This window comes from Legionella sp. PATHC035 (assembly GCF_026191115.1).
Classification (GTDB): domain Bacteria; phylum Pseudomonadota; class Gammaproteobacteria; order Legionellales; family Legionellaceae; genus Legionella.
On record NZ_JAPHOT010000001.1, the window covers coordinates 747,463 to 766,076 of the forward strand.

An 18,614-nucleotide genomic window follows, 5' to 3' on the forward strand; every position below is an offset into this window, starting at 1 on the left:
CAGTTATGCTTACATTTTACTAAAATAACCCGCAATGGTTTTATTCTTATTTTTCATTAAATCATTAATTGGCTCAACACTTAAAATTTTTCCATCCCCAATAAAGGCTACGCGATCTGTAGTTCGTTTTAAAGATTCTATATCATGACTCACCATGACTATAGTCAGTTTTAAAGAGTCTCTTAAAAAAACAACCAACTCATCGAAAAGTCTTGCACTTAATGGATCCAAGCCTGTGGTTGGCTCATCCAAAAACAATAATTCCGGATCCATAGCAATGGCTCGTGCCGCTGCTGCTCTTCGTTGCATCCCTCCACTTAATTCCGAAGGCAACTTTCCCGCCGCCTCTTTGGGTAACCCTACTAAAGCGATTTTTAGCAACGCTAATTCATACATGAATTCGTAATCCAAATTAGTAAATTCTTGCATGGGAAACATGATATTTTCCAGCACATTCATTGATGAAAATAGTGCACTGTGCTGGAAAAGCATTCCCCAACGACGTCGAAGCGAGAATGATTGTTGCAGATCAAGATGACGAATGTCTTGGCCAAAAACTTTAATAACGCCTGCTGTAGGCTTCATCAACATTAACAAGCTGCGTAATATTGTTGTTTTTCCGCTTCCAGAACCACCAATAATCGCTAGAATTTCCCCTTTTTCTACGGTCAAATTCACATCCGAGTGTACCCATTGCCCCCCGAGGTAATTTTTTAAACCTTTAATTTCGATAATGGGTTCGCTCATCTATAGATGCATCCGGCTATAAATAACTGAATAAATTGCATCCGCAATAATAATCAGAAATAATGCCTGCACTACACTTTTAGTAGTTTGGCTCCCGATATTTTTTTCCGTGCCTGCCTCAACTCTAAACCCTTGGTAGCAACCAACCAAAGCAATTAACAATGCAAATGCCGGCGCTTTATAAAGACCTAAATTTAACTGTGAGAGCCCAACAGAGTCTCTTAATCGTTGTAAAAAATCAACAAAACTTATACCCAGTTGATTCTTGGACATAATCATTGCACCTAAAATACTAAAAATATCAGACCAAAAAATCAATAAAGGAAATGCAATCAATAATCCGATTACTTTTGGAAGCACCAATAATTCAGTAGGAGAAAGTCCCATAGTGAGCAGCGCATCGACCTCTTCATTGAGTTTCATACTGCCAATTTGGGCTGTAAACGCAGAACTGGTTCGTCCAGCAACAATGATTGCGGTAATAAGTGGTGCAAATTCACGAAAAATGGCCATGCCCGATAAATAGGCAATGAAGATGTTGGCGCCATAGGTTTGCAATTGCAATCCCATTTGATAAGCCAAGACCACACCGATTAAAAAAGAGAGTAAGGCAAGAATTGGTAAAGCAGTGACACCGGTAGCATGTATGTTTGACATAATGCTTGGTAATTGAAATCGACGCAAATTGCCAAATGCTTCGATAATTTTAGTGGTTAAATCGCCAACTAGATTAAGAAGTCCATCTACTTGACGTAGTTTATTTTCTGATTCTTTGCCTAATTGATAAAATAAATTTTCTTTGGGTTCCGGGGGAATTTGATAACCTAAAAGGTCTTTTTTTGATTTAATTAAATCAATCAGTTGCTGTTGGGCTTCGGTAAAATCTGCCAATTCCACCTTATTTTCTTGTTGCTCAAGTGCATCAATGCATTTAATCAGAGCCAACCCCCCTGCACTATCAAAATGACTCACTCCTTTTCCACTAATGATTATTTTTTCCTTTTTGGGCAACTCACCGTCACTAAATCTTTTTAATAAATTCCCAATTTGCAAAACAGACCATGCACCCGTACAGTGAAATCTGGCAAGTTCCTTATCAAAAGTGATTTGCGCGTTGCTTTGTACCATAGTCATTTTTTTGAAAAATAAGCTCAAGAGTAATATTAATGTTCTAGAAGAGCAAAAACAATTGAAGATGGTACCACAAGAACAAGTTATTCGGATAGGGTAAAAAAATACAGACAGGTTGAGCTGGCCAAAGCCAGACTTCGCTGGTTTCTTACTGAAAAAATAATTAGGAAGAACTCTGGATTTTCAAACAACTTTTTGTCATTCCCATGTTGAGAATTAGTTCTCGATAATGCTCAGGGAATGACATCGATTAGTTCAACACGGTTAAGAAATTAAAGGCTTGGTGAGCGAAACAGCACTAATTGAGTTACTGAGCTCATCAATTTTCTTGCCTCCATCAGTTGCGGGTTTAAATATTGAAAGGTTCCCTACACGAATTGAAGAACCAGTGCAGACTAATCCTTTATTAATCAGCTTGACCAGATCGTCCAGGAACTCTTCCCACCAGCCACGATGTGACTTAAGCGTTTTCACATCTTCGTTGTCGTTACTCAGAAAGACTTGGCTTTTTGATTTAAAAGATTGTAAATCTCCATCAGCAATGAATTGATTAGCAAATGCCGTTATTTGATCATAAATATTTTTTGCAGCAGCAGCAGCTTGTTTATATTGCGTTACCTTATCTGGATTTTTCTTATATAGTTTGGCTTTCTCTTCATATTTTTTGTACTTCGCATGAAGTGTTTTTAATTTTACTGTTACATCATGGACTTGTATGGTACGGCGTCTCCTGTTTCTCACCTCACTTTGATCTTCTTGAAGTTTTTTGTCATGCTTAACAACCGGTCCAGTTTTTTGTTGCTCATCCGCAGGAACTTTTTTGCTTATTCTTTGCTGCGTTCTGTCTGCTTCATCCCTCTTGTCTCCATGATCTGAAGCTTTAGTCTGGATTTGGAAAGGTACACTTTGTTCACTTCCAACCTGCTTTACTTCAATCACGGCATCCTGCTTATCTTCGCTTTTTCGAGCCGAATCTACCGATGATATTTCAGTAGTCACCTCAGTTATGCTTTCGTCTGCTTTTTCACCTTGCTCATGAGCGCTCGACACGTGTTCATTTGCAATTTGTGGCGTATATCGTTGCTTTAGATTTTGAATTAATTCGTTAATTTGAACATCCAAATTACTGATAATCTTTCGATGATGTTCAGTTAAATTAATTGTCAGAGGGTTTTTTATTTTTTTCTCTTTATATTTTTCTAAAAAGCCATTTAACTCTTCTAAAGATTTACACCTTTTCAATTGTCCAATGAGTATATTCCTCATGTTTTGAGCTGTGTTAAAAGCATTTTCTTCTTTTCTACTCTTTCCCATAACATCTCCCAACAATTTAATCCAATCAAATGCGTGCAATTTACTCTTAATGACAAATAATTACTAGGAAAAATAAATTAAAAAACAATGATTTGATATAAAAAAGCATAGAATGATCTTTTTTTAACCCAACAATCAAATCGGAATCCAAAAAGAGAAAAGATATCATTCTACAACGGAAGAATTATTCGGTAATGGGATTGAATGGGGGCCGAGGAGAACGATTCTTTTGTATCCGCACTTCTGATATAGGTAAGTTTCATAAAATCCTACAACTAACGCGATTTTGAAGTAGTTTGCTGTTCCCTTTTATGATAAAATTGGCTTTATTTTTCTCAAGACAGTAAAATCGGGTATGCAAGACAACTACAGCCTATTTGAACAACGCAAACAAGGCATTATAAAAACTTGCGTTAATGCCGGCTATTCAAAGGAGAAAGCATGCCTTTAACTTCTAATACTGATGAGCTTTTTCGCGGATTTTCCAAACTAACACGAGAAGAACGTTTTAAACGCTTGTTAGCCTTAGGGGCAATAACATCTGAAGACATCGCATTTCTTATAAATGGCGGCATCAAAGATTTGAATTTAGCCGATAAACTCATTGAAAACGTCATCGGTTATTTTCAACTTCCTCTAGGCGTAGCCACTAATTTCAATATCAATGGACAAGACTATGTCATTCCCATGGCTGTAGAAGAAACATCAATCATCGCGGCTTTATCTAAATCCGCCAAATGGATCAGACAATGTGGCGAAATAAAAACCTGGGTTCATGGTGAATGCATTTTAGGCCAAATTCAATTGGCAAAAGTGAACGATTTTTCTAAATTCTCTCAGATTTTTCATGAAAACCGCACGTACTTAATCAATAAAGCGAATAAAGATGTAGCGGACAACATGGTGAAACGTGGCGGCGGTGTTATCGATCTTCAATTACGTCAGCTCAAAAGAGAAGATAATCAGGATATGGCGGTAATTCATTTAACCATGAATAGCTGTGACGCGATGGGAGCTAACATTATTAATCAAGTACTTGAGTACTTGAAAACGCCCATAGAGCAGTTAACTGGTGAAGAAGTCACCATGTGTATTTTATCTAATTTGAACGATCAAAAGCTAACAACGGCTGAAGTAACTATTCACACCATCGACCCCCTACTCGGTCAAAAACTGCAAGAAGCATCGCTTTTTGCAGAAATGGATCCTTACAGAGCAGCCACTCATAACAAAGGGGTAATGAATGGTATTGATCCCGTCTTAATTGCGACTGGTAATGATTGGCGTGCGGTTGAAGCAGGTGTCCACGCCTATGCAGCACGCGATGGCCAATACCGAGCAATTACTCGTTGGCGCTATCACGATGGAGTACTGACAGGACAACTTACTGCACCCATTATTGTAGGGACCATTGGTGGTGTTACTTCGTTGCATCCGACTGCAAAAATGTGTTTGCGAATGATGAATATTTCTTCAGCAAATCAATTATCTCAAATCATTGCTGCAGTAGGTCTAGTACAAAATTTAGGGGCAATCAAAGCCTTATGCACCGAAGGGATTATTCAAGGCCACATGAAATTACATATTGATAACCTGCTCTTGGCTGCCGGAGCCAATGAAAATGAAATGCCCGTACTCAAAGAGCATTTGCAAAAATGGTTGGCTTTGCACAAAAGAATTAGCCTAAACAATGCTCATGATTTACTGGCTAAAATCAGACAAACCCCAATTGCTGTATGAAATGGCTAATTCCTGCAAAAACCTTTTTAATAGGTGAATATGCTGCTTTAGCGGAAGCCTCTGCATTTGTTATAACGACTTCCCCCTGTTTTGAACTGATGCTCCTATCGCAGAATGATTTATTGGGAATCCACCCCGAATCTCCAGCTGGGCTTTGGTGGCTAAAACAAAATTTCGAATCAGGCCTTTTATGGAATGATCCATATGCAGGTCGAGGCGGTTTAGGTGCCTCCAGCGCCCAATTTTTGGCAAGCTATTTGGCGGGTTGTTTCTTGAATGACTCCTTAGCTGATTTAAATCAGATGCTAGATGCCTATTATGAATCCTCATGGGCTGGAAAAGGTTTAAAACCAAGCGGATATGATGTAATAGCACAATCACAACAAGGGTGTGTTTATATTAATAAACAACGAAAAATAGTGAAATCCTATGGTTGGCCCTTTCATGATCTGTCTTTTTTTCTCATTCACACCGGAGTGAAGCTGGCTACCCACCATCATTTGCAAGATACTACCCTGCCCGATCACATTGATTATTTATCCGGTCTAGTAGATACAGCCCAGCAAGCATTCGAGCAAGAAGACTCCCAAAAATTGGTTAAGACTATCAATGAGTACCATCAAAAATTGAGTGAATTAAATTTGGTGGCAGAACATAGTTTGAAATTTATTAATGAATTTAAAAAATATCCTGAGGTACAAGCAATCAAAGGCTGCGGCGCCTTAGGTGCTGATGTTTTATTACTTGTTACCCCCATGGATAAGGCTTCGATTCTTGCTGAGAAGCTAAAATTGCAGAACTGGACCATCCTGGCCACAGAAAAAAACATTTGTTTTCAAGCCTCACTTATTAAAGATCCTTTTTTTTATTAAGCTATTTTTGCTTAAAAAATGTATTTGTGCCTCATAAAAACAACAAAATTATGAGAAACATCATAAAAAGACTTGAAATTCTGTGCTAATCCGGTATTATTCCAGCCTCTTTAGGGCCGTTAGCTCAGGTGGTAGAGCAGGAGGCTTTTAACCTCTGTGTCATAGGTTCGAATCCTATACGGCCCACCAGTTTTAGAGTACAGTTTTAAAAAATATTTTGTCCTGCGGGCCGTTAGCTCAGGTGGTAGAGCAGGAGGCTTTTAACCTCTGTGTCATAGGTTCGAATCCTATACGGCCCACCAATTCTGGTGACTAACCTTCACAATAAACCAGAAACTCATAGGACAAAATTCATTAAATTAATACCCCATTGCGCTCGTAGCTCAGCTGGATAGAGTACTTGGCTTCGAACCAAGGTGTCGGGGGTTCGAGTCCCTCCGAGCGCGCCATTTAAAATCAAGCACTTAGCTCTAGTTTGTATCCCAAAACCAAGTTACTGTGACCAAAACCTGTCTAAACACGATCAGCCGCATCTCTGAAATGTGCACTTGAAAGATGGGCATAACGCAACACCATTTCATGATTAGCAAGCGTAGCCTGTATTAGACGAAGTCGTAATACAGGCTACGCTTGCTCACTCCTTTGCTGTGATAGTGAAATACTTGTTTACGTAAGCTTTCCGTCGCTCTTTGATGTTTCCCTATCCCAGGAAATCTCTGATTAAAATATCGACCACAAGATGGACAATAATGCTTATGCGCCCTTATGCACAAATAACTACGACGCAATCCAATCGATTCATGACGGATTCGTCTCATAAAACTGTCCTTTTTACGGAGCTTCTTATTACCGCAATGAATACAGCGAACTACCCAGCGATAGCTTACCTCTATGTATACCGGGTTTTCTCCACTTACTCTTTTTATAGAATATCCAGGTAAATTTAGGATACAATCCTTCTTAGGCATTTTAATCTTCCTTTTGACCGTCAAATCAAAGGGTTACTCTAGACTAACTTGATTAAAATGCCCCCTTTTTTGGGGTAGAGCCAGATTATTCACCCGGTACCACCTATTTTCCCACATTAACTTGATTAGAAAGGCAATCTGACCATCACCTGTATTACGACTTCGTCTAATACAGGCTACGCTTGCTAGGCTTACTAGATATGCTATAGAGAAAAATTATTAGATTATTTTTTCCAATAATAAACGGTCGCCAGGAATTTCTCACCATACATATTCAATGTGAATTGCCCAAACTGTAACAATTACAGGCTAATTGGGTTGCTATATGATGCAAATATTATCCCACTTCCAAGCTTACAAATAATATTGGCTGTCTTTATATATAAAAAGATCGCGATGAGTTGCCATGTTATCACGTGTCTCTTCTGCAAATGCCAATAATTGATTAATCTCATTTAAATCAATCACTTCTCGAATTGACTCTTTTACATTCCCGGTTTTAAAAAGAGAGGGAGCTCGATTATCAGCTGCTTTAATCAAGGCTTTTAAATCCCGTTTAACTTGTTTAAGCTCCTGTATTTTTTGAGGTAGCTCAAAAAAATAATCTCTTAAGCGATGGTTGTATTCCGTGAACGCTGATTCTGTTAATTGATCGGTACCAAGGCATAGTTTGGCATAGTTATTCATTCTTTCATTTTTAAAATAGTCTTGATTACTTGATGTCTTTAGATCTTGGATGGTTTTTTCATAGATGTTTTTTTGCATCAAATAACTATACAGAGAGCTCGGTATAAATGCAGCGGGATCAGTTATGGCCTCGATAGATTTTTTTAACTCGACAAACCGAACCTTTAGGTCACTTGCATCAACAATATAAGAAAGTTTCTTTTTCTTTCCCATGGCAGTAGTTTTATTGATAACATATGGGAATTGTATTTTATAATTACAATTTTAACAAGTTTTAATCATTAAGAATGCCGTTTTTTATAAAACTCTTGTGGACCTTTGACTCACCCTTCAATTGGCTATGTTCCTATATCCGAAGTTTTTTATTAATGCAATCACAGCTCCTCTGTAATTGTTTCATCATCCCACCACTCGTTTATCTCTCTTGCATTCCTCGTGCGGTCATAAATACTTCTACAGACATTACCCTCGATGCGGCAGTTGAAATTATACAATTTTCTTCTTTTAGTACTATATCAATCTACAGTCCTAAAGATAAATTAGTATTTAGTTGCTAGCCCAGGAGCTCTTTTTCTATAATCGTAGGGAATTGTTTTATCAAAACCAACTTCAATAGGAGCATTCCTTTAATGCTGCTAATGATGGAAACGGATTGGTAAGTGCCCAAAATCCCTGCGCTGTACTCTCTTCGTTCTTTTAATTTTCAGTTTCCAACTTGAAAATCGGAAACTAAAATACTAATGATTTCACAAAAATAAATTGTATCTTTTCATGCTTAAAGGACTTATTCCTGTATATGCATTGTAAGCCTCTTGATCAACTCTTAATGATCCTATAATTTTTTGTGTTTATGGCGCTAGTCATTTCTATGAATAAAAACAAAGGTCGTATAATTGATAAAAGGAAGCATGGCCATATAGATTTACAATAATATAAAACTTATACCCTTCTCACTTCCAGACAAAAAGGATAATGAATATTAAATTTAACCTTAAATTGTATTTAAGATTTCCAGTTTCCAATTTGGAAATCGGAAACTTACATGCTATAATCCCATTAAAATAGACTGGAGCTTTTCATGCTTAAAGGTCAAGACATAGCTATTCTCATTAAATTGCTTTTAAAAAATAACACTAAAGAAAAAATTGAATTTAAAAGCATAGCTCATGAACTTTACATCAGCCAATCTGAAGTAACCAAAAGTATTAAAAGACTAGAGATTACAAAGCTTTTAACGCGTTATTCGGATAATAGCATTGAATTACATAAGCATGAGCTTATGGAGTTTTTTGTCCATAGTGTGAAGTATCATTTTCCAGCGGAAATTAATATAGCAACACGAGGCATGCCAGCAGCTTATAGCTCTCCTTATTTTAAAAAATTAATTTTGAGTGAGGAATCCTATGTATGGCCTTATATGAATGGTGATACAAAAGGACTAGCTCTAACCCCTATATACAAAACATTACCCAACGCGTTGTATAGAAACCCTGATGAAAATTTTTATGCCATTATTAGTGCGCTTGACCTGATCCGATTAGGTGGCAAACGAGAAAATAAAATTGCAAAAGAACTATTGGAACATTTCGTATGGAATCAATAAGAGTTAAACAAAATAATGAAGCACTTTATAAGGCAGCAACCCTTTTAAAAGATCTAAATGAGCACGTTGTTTATGTCGGTGGCAGAATCGTTGGACTATTAATCACTGATGTAATAGAAGATGATGTACGACCAACGTATGATATTGATGTCGCTCTGGACTTAGGAAGAACTGATATTGTTGCCCATTACTCTTTACAGAAAAAACTGGAAAGCTTAGGTTTTTGACCGGATAGGAATATCAATTGCAGATATATATTAGAGGATTTTATGATTGATGTCATGTATACCGATGGTGTTTTACAAGGAATCAATTCAAATTGGTATCAGGCGGGTTTTGACAATGCAATTGAGATTCAGATTAAAGACAAAAAAATTAAAATACTCAATGCAGTCTATTTCATCGCCACAAAACTTGAGGCATTCACCGATAGAGCCTATAAGAATAATGATTATTGGGATTGTAAGGATTTAGAAGATATCATCAATGTTATTAATGGCAGACCTGAATTATTAGTAGAAATAATGAACTCACCAAAAGATGTTGTCCAATTTATTTCAGGATACTTTAAAAAGCTCATTGAAGATCCTAAATGGTTAGAGGCGATAAAAACAATCGCTCGGCTTGAACGCTCTAGAAGTATTGTTTTAGGTGCAATAGAAAAAATTAGCGTCTTATAAATTGAACTATTAAAAATCTCAATTTGGGTTTATTTAATACAAAATGATTAACTTTATTCTGTGACCAAAACGTGTCTAAACACGTTCAGCCGCAGCTCTCAGGTGTGCACTTGAAAGGTGTGCATAGCGCAGTACCATTTCAAAATGAAGTGGTCTAATAAATCTGTACGCCCCAGTTAAGGGATAATTTAGTTAACTAGAGAAAGTAATGCCGGTAAGAAAGAAATACCCAAAAGAGTTTAAACTTGATGTATTCGCTTGTTATTAGAGCAGGGTTATGGAGTCACGAAGAAAATAAATGCCTTAAAAGGAAATCTTAAAGACGGCGGCGCTCTTCTTTGATCAAGATTTGTTGCCCAAAATAAGAAGAACTGGCCAGTTGGCGTAATGTGCCAACTATGAGACATTACACGGCATGGATATTACAGTTATCAGCAACTCCAAAGAAATAAACCTGATGTCCCGGAGGATCAGGAGATTATTGGGTAAAGAACTTAGCTTATGCGAGCCAGTATTGTTATGAAAGCCGCAGGATAAAGAATGCTTTAGATACATTAGGCTATCCAGTCGGCCAAAGACGAACTCAAAGCTTAATGAAAGAAGCTCAAGTTTTTGTTCGCTATCGAAGGAAATACAAAGTGACAACCCATAGCAACCATAAACAACCGGTTTATAAAACCGTTTTAAATAGACAGTTTGATGTTAAAGCAAATAAAGCGTACATATCCGACAGACTGGGGGAACTCAATATGCAAGCTATCAATAACGTAACTTATTAACGAGCAAAGGCTATATTGGCAGTATGAGTAAGACCTTTCCCGCGGCTTGCCGCAGGAAGGTTCATTTGTAGCTTTTTACCAAGGTTTCATATTAAAAGGAGATGGGTGAAAATTCACTTGTTCCTCCTCCCCTTTTTCCGTCGTTTTAGGCTCTATATCCTTATTTCGCTCAATTGCCCCTTGTTTAGAGGCTGTATTATACAGCTTGGGTTCCATTGAAAGTGGATTTGGAGCAATACTATGTTCTTTTGTGACCTCATCCTTTTCTTGTGCTTTCGGACTGGGTACGGGCACCAAATTATCTGCTAGCCTTTGGATAAATCTATCGTATAAGGCTAGTGTGGGCGTGGTCATACGAAGAGAACGTATATTTCCTTTTTCATCCTGAGTAATATGTATGCAATCATCGGAAAGATTATTTTCTTCTTTAAAATCATTGAATTCTTTGATAATCGCTTCCATGAATTTTTTTAATTCATGCCGTTGCTTTGGAGTTAATTCATTAGGATCATAGTGTAATTCAAGCTTAAGAGTCATTGATTCACGATCACTATCAACCAACAATTTCCCATCAGCAATCAATTTTTCAATTATTTCTGGGTCAAAACCAGACTCTAAATCAAGTTCTTCTGTACCAAACACGCCTGCCAATTCATCTTCAGACCCAACTACTTTACCTGATTTAGTTAGGAATTGTTCTGCACCAGGACTCGCTTTTTCCTCAGATGTCTTCTTATCAGAAGTGGCACTATCATCTTCGCCACCACCTGCGCCATGTCCGGAACAAAGGCGCTTTGGTGCGATTTCTCTAAAACAAGTCCCGCAGCGTACTTTTGCACCTTCCTCAGCAGCCTCTTTTTTTTCTGCTTCCTTTCTAAATTGTTGTAAAGCTAATGCTATAGAGGAGGTTCGGGGTTCATCTGCCGTTATGGATTCAGGTACAGGCTGATTCTTTTCTTTGTCTTTTTTCATGAGAATACTCCAGTGCAAGTTCATAATGGTTTAATCCGAATAAAGATTTAGTTATCTGTTATTATATCGAGTTAAAAAAAACCAATTGTATATAAAATGTACGGATGCATCGTGTGTTTGCTTACCCACTGATATCTATGTAACACTGAACTTAAAAATCAATTCAGACTAAATTTGTTTAGAGAGTTTTCTTATTTAAAGAGGCTTAGACAGAACGAATGAAAGATAAATCAATATTGCTTGTAGAAGATAACGTTAAGTTAGCAAATTACCTCAAAGAAAGCTTACAAGAAGCAGGTTATGATGTTTCTATTGAAAAACGTGGTGATAGAGCGGTCTATCGCATCATTCGTGAGCAACCTTGCCTAGTAATATTGGATATAATGCTTCCTGGCATGAATGGAGATCAAATATGCCATACCATTAGAGATGAGTATTTGGGGAAAATACTCATGCTAACAGCAATTAATGATACTGAAAGTGAAGTATCTTCTTTAAATTTAGGAGCAGATGACTACTTAACTAAACCTGTTGCAGACGAAGTTTTGAAAGCAAGAATAGAGGCATTGTTACGTCGACCCAATTTAGTTAATAATCAAAATCAATTTCACTTTGGCAATTTTTCTATCAATTTTAGTACTAAGAGTGTTCATCTCTTTGATAAAGAAATTTCAATAAGTACCAGTGACTTTGAAATGCTTGCTTTGTTGGTTAAGAACCATGATAGGTTGCTGAGTCGAGATAGCATTATGTATGCTCTTTCTGGGCATGAGTATGATGGGGTTGATAGAGGTATCGATTTAAAAATATCACGTTTAAGAAAAGCATTGAATGATAGTAATAAAAAGCCCTATCGTATAAAAACAATCCATAAAAAAGGATATATATTTGTATCAGCGGCTTGGGAATAAATACAGAACAGCCACCAATCTAATGTAAGACTTATCAAAAATAGTAAAAAATTCTTTTGCCTCGACCTTTGGGTTTTTCGTCCAGTTATGAAGTCTTCACCAAATATATCACAAATCTATAATCATTTACCCTCGGCAAAAGTATCACTTTAGAACGCTCGTACAATATATATACATTTGAGCCGAGTGTTTTTGATAAAATCAACCTATCATTTTAAGTAATAGTCGAGATGACCCATGAAAGACGCTGCAATAGAAATCTTAATATATAAACCTGATCCAGATCATCCACTGCCTGAAAATCAGAGAGGTGTGGTGATAAATCCTCACTTAAAACAACGATTCAAGCAATTTCTTCCAATTGGCGTCTATTTAGAAGGCTCTGATTTGAAGTATTATTTTTTCGATCAGTGTGATAATTCACCAAAAATCTACAGTAGTTTGGATGAACTCAAACGAGACTTACCGGAAGAACTAGACAATATATTTGAGAAAAACCCAAAATTATTTATTATGGGCCATGCTGGTGGTGGCGAGTATGGTATGGGTAATTGCCATGGCCCAAGTGAGCAGTTATATGATGATAATTTTGATAATTTGTTACATGGTTTTAAACGAGCATTGCCCGCATATCATGGTGAAGTTTTTGTGACTTTAGAAGGTTGTAACACAGACAATCAACTTAATGCTGCAGCAAACTCACAGGAAAAAACATTTTTAGAAAGAGTATCAATGAAATATCCAGAAATCACGTTTGGTGGAACTGGACCATGGAATGCGCAAGATGTACAGACCGGCTTCCGATCCCTTTCGCCCACATCCCCTATCACATCGATGGCAGGTAATATTTGGAAGGCTGGAAATAGTGTTATTTTTCATTATGGTCAATATCAAGTTGCCGTTCGTAAATCTTTATTTGCCTCAACAGAAACAGCTAAAGAATTAAAAGTTAACACTATAGAATATGCCCGTGCAATTCTAGGTAAAGACGAAGCCGATGAACTGATAGCAAAAATCGCTTTAAATCGAGAGATTCTAAACATTCAAGATTTAAAGAAAATTGATGGTTTTCCAGAATTGCGATTTGTAGGAGAAGATATTGCAAAGTTTGTTGAACAGGAAAAGCAAATATTAGGCAAAGAACAAGAAAATTATTTAAACCGTGTCCGTGATATCTTGGATCGGGCGACCCCTATAGCACAACTGACAGATAGAGATGTACTAGAACTTCTCTTAGGTTTAAAAGAACCTTCTGTATTTAAAAGTGATGAGGACTTGCTAGAGTCAATTCTGGCTAATAAAGCTTTGTTAAACCTGGCAATGGTAAGTTGTGGAAAAGTCCTAATTGGTGGCCCAAGTAATGACAGTATCATTGCTTTATTATTAAAACATGGCGCTGACATTAATAGTGCTGATAAAATAAGCATGACGGCTTTGCACTATGCGGTACAGAATTTTTATAATTATAGAAAAGAGCCCTTACATCTCATTAAACAGTTATTAGAGTGTGGTGCTAGTCTTGAAGTGCGAAATGAAAAAGGACAGACTCCTATCGAGACAGCGCAAGAACATAGCAAAGATGGACGAGTAACTGCTAGTGATAAACTTCTCGCATCTTTGAAATCTAGCAATTCGCCACCAACTCCCATAGAACTAAAACAATCTGTTAGACAAATATTTCAGATGAGTCAACACAAGGCTGATGAACTACTTTCATTGCCCATTGCGAAACGTGAATACAGCAAATGTAGTGAAGGCACTCTTTATATTCCTGGAGATGCAGTGGAAAAATTGCATGCAATCTTGCAATCTGCAAAGGGGGATACTGAGCAATTATCGGCGTTTGAATCCGAGCTTAGTATGGTAATCAGTGCTCTTGAAAAAGGCATTGGAACTGGAGAAGTAGTTGATGGCGAGGAAGATGAATTTATTCCTAAACGTTTTGAAAATGCAAAACTCAAGTTAACAGCGGTTATGGACGCACTGGTTGAGATGAAACAAGAGATGGATACGTCACAAGATGCTAAAGTTGGGGACCAACTTCTAAAACTAATATCCTAATCGCTAAGAATATATTGGAAGCACTATGGTGAATCGAGCACCTTTTAATGACGGTGATTGTGAAGCCATGACCTTCCCTCCGTGGAGATTAACAACTTTTTTAACAATAGCTAATCCTATCCCAATATGTTTATCTCCAATTTCGGCGTCTTCGGCAATCGTATATTCAGAAAAAATGTAATCCGCACCATCATCCGGCACGCCTGGACCATCATCGTCTACGTGAATTAAAATATGACTGTTATCCAGCGAAATAGTTAAAGAAATAGTGTGTGCTGCAAATTTCATGGCATTTGTAATCAAATTGGTAACAGCATGTTTTAAAATATTTTCATCTATGTATGCTTTCAAAGAATTTAACTCATTAGAATGAAATGTAATTTCAAATGTCGAGGAAGAATAAGATTTCAATAAATTTCTTAACCATTGTATTATATCGGTCTCAGACCGTTTTAATTTCAATTCGCTTGAATGCATTTTTGAGTAAATCAAAAAAGTGCTGACAAGCCCATTCATCTCTGCAATATCTTCTTGGATGCTGTTCAGCTGTTTATTGAGTAGTTCATCTTCAGTGTTTTTCCTTCTAATACTATCTGTCGCCATTTGTATGGTTGATAAAGGGGTCCTAATTTCATGCGCGACAAACCGGCACATTTGTTTATGTGATTCAATCAGTTCTTTTAATTGCTCACCCATGTGGATGATATTTATATACAGTCCATATAAGACAGAGGTGGGACCTATTTTCCGATGAAAATCAAAGTTCCCTTGACTGAAATTTTTAGTTATCTGATACACCTTTTTCATATTTCTAACAAAAAGCAACGAAAAAAAGGCAATAAGAAAAATGGATATAAAAAAGAAAGATCCTACAAAATAATACATAACATCACTGATTCTTGCCATAACTGGCAGATAGCTAAGTGGGCCAATTTTGAGTACTCCACCACTAAAATTATAATAGAGAATAACAATTTGTGACGAGTTTTTATTTGTTTCAAATACTAAACGCTTTGTTGATAAAGAATTAATTATATTACCTGGTAGGTGTTTACTTTTAGTTTTATAAACATGAATAGGGAAACCATATATTTTTTCTAACTGTAATAGTTCATTACTCCAGGTATTTTTTGATTTTGATAATAAATGTTGAACGATTTGTTTTAAAACAGGATTCATATAATTAAAAATAATTTCGTCAGGATCTGAAAAATTGTAAGCTAATGCATACGGGGTATTACCAATTTTTTTATACGCAGTATGTTCTACAATTACCTCGTTTAGAAATTGATACGTTGTACCTGATAAAAAAATGATTTCACCATGATTTAATTGATTATTCTGCGCCAGGGTGAGTTTTAGACTGTCGATTGCTATAAGATGAATAACATTATCTGTGTTTTTCTTTATTAGTGCTTCCCAGTTTGATTTCGGATTATGAATTAACTCTTTTTCTAAACTAATCAAAAGTCCTTGTGACATCGTTTGGCCTGCATTAATAACTATCTTTGCCTCAACTGACTTTAAATATTTAAAAAATGCTAAAACGAGAATTAAAAAAATCACAAAGAATGCAGTCAAGATTTTTAAATAGATATTAAATTTCATTACCATGTACTCTAAATAATAGATGCCTATTCACAAGATAGTACTCTGGATTATCCTTGACCGTTTAAATATTTAATTCTGGCATAATTATCCTACGTTTTGTCACTCTTTATAACTCTTGTAATTAGCCTATTTAAGGCATCCAAATTATCGATATTCGTTATAGCCTCATCAAATAATGATAAAGTGTCTGGATCGTGTGTTTCTAAATACTTGAATGCTTTTTTTGGACCTTGATAACGCAATTCTTTGAACACAAAATAATCCTCTAGAATTGTGAAGATGGACCAAATATGGCGATATTTTCCTTCTAAGTCTCTAGTACACGCCCTTGCCAGCATTTTTTGATACCACACTCTACGTGCTGTAATTTCATCAGGAGGGAGGGACTCAGGAAATATTAAAGAAGCTAAGATTTTTTTTAATAACTCTGTGCCAAAATGGGCTTTTTCAACAACAACGATGCCATCTGACATACATAAATGTTCATCAGAAATTGAATCAAAAGCATTTTCAGGATAAACAAAAATATCATGATAAACTTGATGTGCTTCATCAAAGCGTGCAATTCGTTGCTTATTTCCTTTTTCTCTAATCCCTGCAACATCATAATCACTGGTTACCGTGAAGTCTCCTCGTGCGCGGGAGCCATATAAAATAATTGTATGGCAATGATGTAAAGAGATTAATTCATCTACAATGAATTGCAGAACAGCATCATTTTCTAATGATATTTTCTTTTGTGTCATTTCCTTACCTTCTTACTTTGTAACTATGCCATATAATCAAATACTTACGTTCATTTTTCAAATTTCCAAAAAGTAGATGAAGCAAATTTGGGCTCTTTCCCATTTAAGGGAGCAGCTCTAATCACCCACAGAAGACCTTAACACGTACGCTATAATTTACAAAATTTCTAAAACCATAAGCCCTTCGCTGAATGAGCTTCATTTTTCGATGAAAACCTTCTGTGATTCCATTTGATTTGCCAAACCGCAACACTCTAGGGACTTCATCTTTCCAAGCACCGATTGTCCCTCCCAATGAAGCTAAAGCCTTAAAAGCACTTTGCTTTAATTCAGTAAGCATGTCTAGGAAGGTAGGTATTGCTTTACGACATGCCTTTGGGGTTAAAGCTCTTGTCATTAAAAGAGAATGAAGTTGTTGTTGGAATTGATAGATTTCATCGATAGCCGGATTTTGAGTTAAAAATGCCTCTCTTTTAGCCTTGCTTTCTTCACTCAGGTTATCAGGCTTGGTTTCAATAAAGCTAAGATCCCCCTATTTCTTTTTATTTCACTGGAGAGCTCTCGGTAAGTCTTCATACATTGATGTTGAATTTAACGAATCACATGGAATCTATCGGCAAAATCCAGGTCAATTTAGGATAAGATTGGTGGCCTATGCTCACCGAGAATTGACATCGCCGCAGCCCTTAAAGGATTGGTATTATTTGCATAGAGTATTTATAACAATTGCCAAGCAGTCAATTCTGGATCTTTGCTGCTCTCAAACAACCTTACTCGTATATAAAAGGGACTCGCACTATGACCAGGCATTGAATCGTGAGTTTTTAATCAATAATTCACAAGTCAATGCCTTACCCTATAGGTACAAAATTAGGTTGATGCATTTGACAAGAATGACAGATATGATTAGGAATTATTTCCGCCTTTACTTAATAGCTGCTCCATTTTCTTAAGATCAGCTTGTTTGTTATGAATGGATTCCCCAACTTCTTTAATCTGAGGATCATGGCTACATTTTAACAAGTAAGCCGACATTTGCATGCCGCCATGAAAGTGATCACTCATTTCTTTTAAATACATTTTATCAAATTCTTTACCTGAAACATTCATAAACGACTTCATATCCATGGGTTTCATTCCAGGAATTTGATAATTTGCTTCAGAGGTAGTGGGTAATCTACTGAGTAGCATTTTCATTTTATCAACTTCTCTATGTTGCCTTGCGAGCATTTTCTTTGAAATAGCGACTATCTTCGGATTCTGGGATTTTTTTATAGCTAACTCCATTATTTGCATCCCTTGTGCGTGATGAACAATCATCATCTGTAAGAATTCTCTTTCAAGTGCTACTATTTGTTTTTCGCCTTTAGGACAATGATTTTCCTTCATAGACATTTGTCCCATATTGGATTGTTCCATTGCGAAAGCACATGAACTCATTAGCGATATTCCTAAAAGGATTGAAAACTTTTTCATTTACCTACCCCTTGAATTGAGTCAATATTTTAGAAGTATAGATCAATACTAAAAAAGAAGTTTGTTGAATAAATCATTTATTTTCTGCCAAATGCTTATCGTTTTATATTATTTTTACTATTCTGCTACTCCTTTGCCTAACTATCAGTCCATTTTGCCTAACAAACATCAAGGCAAATATTTTGTGACCAAAACGTATCTCAACTGTAGCGTCACTATGCTGTAATAGGCCTTAGAAGGTTCCTTACGAATTTAAGGCTTCACAAGGTTTGATTTATAACCAATTTAAAACTAGAGCATCATGGTCCAGACCAAG

General features: G+C 36.5%; 16 protein-coding genes, 3 tRNA genes and 2 pseudogenes. 11 read left to right on the forward strand and 10 right to left on the reverse strand.

The window, feature by feature from the left end:
- Positions 1-9 precede the first annotated feature (9 nt).
- The 3 genes from OQJ13_RS03365 to OQJ13_RS03375 all read right to left on the reverse strand — a co-directional run bounded on the left by OQJ13_RS03365 (position 10) and on the right by OQJ13_RS03375 (position 3,192).
- Entirely contained in the window at positions 10-747 is a 738-nt protein-coding gene (locus tag OQJ13_RS03365; RefSeq protein WP_265709176.1) for an ABC transporter ATP-binding protein, read from the reverse strand.
- The gene (locus OQJ13_RS03370) at positions 748-1,875 is read right to left on the reverse strand and encodes an ABC transporter permease (protein WP_265709177.1); all 1,128 of its coding nucleotides are present in this window, start codon (positions 1,873-1,875) and stop codon (positions 748-750) included.
- A 267-nt stretch (positions 1,876-2,142) separates the two neighbouring features.
- Positions 2,143-3,192, reverse strand: coding sequence for a hypothetical protein (locus OQJ13_RS03375; protein ID WP_265709178.1), 1,050 nt, complete (start codon positions 3,190-3,192; stop codon positions 2,143-2,145).
- 441 nt (positions 3,193-3,633) lie between these two features.
- Here OQJ13_RS03375 and OQJ13_RS03380 point away from each other — a divergent pair, with 441 nt between their 5' ends.
- The 5 genes from OQJ13_RS03380 to OQJ13_RS03400 all read left to right on the forward strand — a co-directional run bounded on the left by OQJ13_RS03380 (position 3,634) and on the right by OQJ13_RS03400 (position 6,253).
- Positions 3,634-4,932 carry a hydroxymethylglutaryl-CoA reductase, degradative gene (locus OQJ13_RS03380; RefSeq protein ID WP_265709179.1) on the forward strand — a complete coding sequence of 433 codons (1,299 nt, stop codon included), beginning with the start codon at positions 3,634-3,636 and terminating at the stop codon, positions 4,930-4,932.
- On the forward strand, positions 4,929-5,804 hold the full coding sequence (locus tag OQJ13_RS03385) for a hypothetical protein (protein WP_265709180.1): 876 nt from the start codon (positions 4,929-4,931) through the stop codon (positions 5,802-5,804). The genes OQJ13_RS03380 and OQJ13_RS03385 overlap by 4 nt, the downstream gene beginning before the upstream one ends.
- A gap of 113 nt (positions 5,805-5,917) precedes the next feature.
- Positions 5,918-5,993: transfer RNA gene (locus OQJ13_RS03390), tRNA-Lys, on the forward strand.
- 37 nt (positions 5,994-6,030) lie between these two features.
- Positions 6,031-6,106: transfer RNA gene (locus OQJ13_RS03395), tRNA-Lys, on the forward strand.
- 70 nt (positions 6,107-6,176) lie between these two features.
- Positions 6,177-6,253, forward strand: a tRNA-Arg gene (locus OQJ13_RS03400).
- Positions 6,254-6,415: 162 nt separating this feature from the next.
- On the opposite strand, the pseudogene OQJ13_RS03405 reads toward OQJ13_RS03400, so the two are convergent.
- Positions 6,416-6,772 (reverse strand): annotated as a pseudogene (locus tag OQJ13_RS03405) (transposase family protein); the annotation flags it as partial.
- Between the two features lie 354 nt (positions 6,773-7,126).
- On the reverse strand, positions 7,127-7,672 hold the full coding sequence (locus OQJ13_RS03410) for a hypothetical protein (protein ID WP_265709181.1): 546 nt from the start codon (positions 7,670-7,672) through the stop codon (positions 7,127-7,129).
- Positions 7,673-8,537: 865 nt separating this feature from the next.
- Here OQJ13_RS03410 and OQJ13_RS03415 point away from each other — a divergent pair.
- The 4 genes and pseudogenes from OQJ13_RS03415 to OQJ13_RS17055 all read left to right on the forward strand — a co-directional run.
- Positions 8,538-9,062 (forward strand): LysR family transcriptional regulator, encoded by a 525-nt coding sequence (locus tag OQJ13_RS03415; RefSeq protein ID WP_265709183.1) that lies wholly within the window; start codon positions 8,538-8,540, stop codon positions 9,060-9,062.
- On the forward strand, positions 9,050-9,289 hold the full coding sequence (locus OQJ13_RS03420; protein ID WP_265709185.1) for a hypothetical protein: 240 nt from the start codon (positions 9,050-9,052) through the stop codon (positions 9,287-9,289). Before OQJ13_RS03415 ends, OQJ13_RS03420 begins: the two co-directional genes overlap by 13 nt.
- 42 nt (positions 9,290-9,331) lie before the next feature.
- Complete coding sequence (locus OQJ13_RS03425; protein ID WP_265709186.1) at positions 9,332-9,742, forward strand: hypothetical protein; 411 nt, start codon at positions 9,332-9,334, stop codon at positions 9,740-9,742.
- Positions 9,743-10,239: 497 nt separating this feature from the next.
- Positions 10,240-10,521 (forward strand): annotated as a pseudogene (locus OQJ13_RS17055) (IS3 family transposase); the annotation flags it as partial.
- Positions 10,522-10,596: 75 nt separating this feature from the next.
- Here the strand turns inward: OQJ13_RS17055 and OQJ13_RS03430 are convergent.
- Positions 10,597-11,493, reverse strand: coding sequence for a hypothetical protein (locus OQJ13_RS03430; protein WP_265709188.1), 897 nt, complete (start codon positions 11,491-11,493; stop codon positions 10,597-10,599).
- A gap of 218 nt (positions 11,494-11,711) precedes the next feature.
- Between OQJ13_RS03430 and OQJ13_RS03435 the strand changes: the two genes are divergently transcribed.
- Together OQJ13_RS03435 and OQJ13_RS03440 are read left to right on the forward strand one after the other, a co-directional pair.
- Positions 11,712-12,404 carry a response regulator gene (locus tag OQJ13_RS03435; protein WP_265709189.1) on the forward strand — a complete coding sequence of 231 codons (693 nt, stop codon included), beginning with the start codon at positions 11,712-11,714 and terminating at the stop codon, positions 12,402-12,404.
- A 237-nt stretch (positions 12,405-12,641) separates the two neighbouring features.
- A complete protein-coding gene (locus OQJ13_RS03440) occupies positions 12,642-14,465 on the forward strand; it encodes an ankyrin repeat domain-containing protein (protein ID WP_265709190.1) in 1,824 nt (607 codons plus the stop codon).
- 3 nt (positions 14,466-14,468) lie between these two features.
- Here the strand turns inward: OQJ13_RS03440 and OQJ13_RS03445 are convergent, their stop codons facing one another.
- From OQJ13_RS03445 to OQJ13_RS03460, 4 genes are all read right to left on the reverse strand, one after another.
- Positions 14,469-16,073: a sensor histidine kinase gene (locus OQJ13_RS03445; RefSeq protein WP_265709191.1), complete on the reverse strand. Its 1,605-nt coding sequence runs from the start codon at positions 16,071-16,073 to the stop codon at positions 14,469-14,471.
- 92 nt (positions 16,074-16,165) lie between these two features.
- On the reverse strand, positions 16,166-16,822 hold the full coding sequence (locus OQJ13_RS03450; protein WP_265709193.1) for a nucleotidyltransferase domain-containing protein: 657 nt from the start codon (positions 16,820-16,822) through the stop codon (positions 16,166-16,168).
- Between the two features lie 121 nt (positions 16,823-16,943).
- Complete coding sequence (locus OQJ13_RS03455) at positions 16,944-17,339, reverse strand: transposase (protein WP_322783752.1); 396 nt, start codon at positions 17,337-17,339, stop codon at positions 16,944-16,946.
- A gap of 389 nt (positions 17,340-17,728) precedes the next feature.
- Positions 17,729-18,298: a DUF305 domain-containing protein gene (locus OQJ13_RS03460; protein ID WP_265709194.1), complete on the reverse strand. Its 570-nt coding sequence runs from the start codon at positions 18,296-18,298 to the stop codon at positions 17,729-17,731.
- Between the last annotated feature and the right edge of the window lie 316 nt (positions 18,299-18,614).

Coding starts and splice junctions, on each gene's coding strand:
- OQJ13_RS03365 (WP_265709176.1), bottom strand. CDS start 747: ATGAGCGAACCCATTATCGAAATTAAAGGTTTAAAAAATTACCTCGGG.
- OQJ13_RS03370 (WP_265709177.1), bottom strand. CDS start 1,875: ATGGTACAAAGCAACGCGCAAATCACTTTTGATAAGGAACTTGCCAGA.
- OQJ13_RS03375 (WP_265709178.1), bottom strand. CDS start 3,192: ATGGGAAAGAGTAGAAAAGAAGAAAATGCTTTTAACACAGCTCAAAAC.
- OQJ13_RS03380 (WP_265709179.1), top strand. CDS start 3,634: ATGCCTTTAACTTCTAATACTGATGAGCTTTTTCGCGGATTTTCCAAA.
- OQJ13_RS03385 (WP_265709180.1), top strand. CDS start 4,929: ATGAAATGGCTAATTCCTGCAAAAACCTTTTTAATAGGTGAATATGCT.
- OQJ13_RS03410 (WP_265709181.1), bottom strand. CDS start 7,672: ATGGGAAAGAAAAAGAAACTTTCTTATATTGTTGATGCAAGTGACCTA.
- OQJ13_RS03415 (WP_265709183.1), top strand. CDS start 8,538: ATGCTTAAAGGTCAAGACATAGCTATTCTCATTAAATTGCTTTTAAAA.
- OQJ13_RS03420 (WP_265709185.1), top strand. CDS start 9,050: ATGGAATCAATAAGAGTTAAACAAAATAATGAAGCACTTTATAAGGCA.
- OQJ13_RS03425 (WP_265709186.1), top strand. CDS start 9,332: ATGATTGATGTCATGTATACCGATGGTGTTTTACAAGGAATCAATTCA.
- OQJ13_RS03430 (WP_265709188.1), bottom strand. CDS start 11,493: ATGAAAAAAGACAAAGAAAAGAATCAGCCTGTACCTGAATCCATAACG.
- OQJ13_RS03435 (WP_265709189.1), top strand. CDS start 11,712: ATGAAAGATAAATCAATATTGCTTGTAGAAGATAACGTTAAGTTAGCA.
- OQJ13_RS03440 (WP_265709190.1), top strand. CDS start 12,642: ATGAAAGACGCTGCAATAGAAATCTTAATATATAAACCTGATCCAGAT.
- OQJ13_RS03445 (WP_265709191.1), bottom strand. CDS start 16,073: ATGAAATTTAATATCTATTTAAAAATCTTGACTGCATTCTTTGTGATT.
- OQJ13_RS03450 (WP_265709193.1), bottom strand. CDS start 16,822: ATGACACAAAAGAAAATATCATTAGAAAATGATGCTGTTCTGCAATTC.
- OQJ13_RS03460 (WP_265709194.1), bottom strand. CDS start 18,298: ATGAAAAAGTTTTCAATCCTTTTAGGAATATCGCTAATGAGTTCATGT.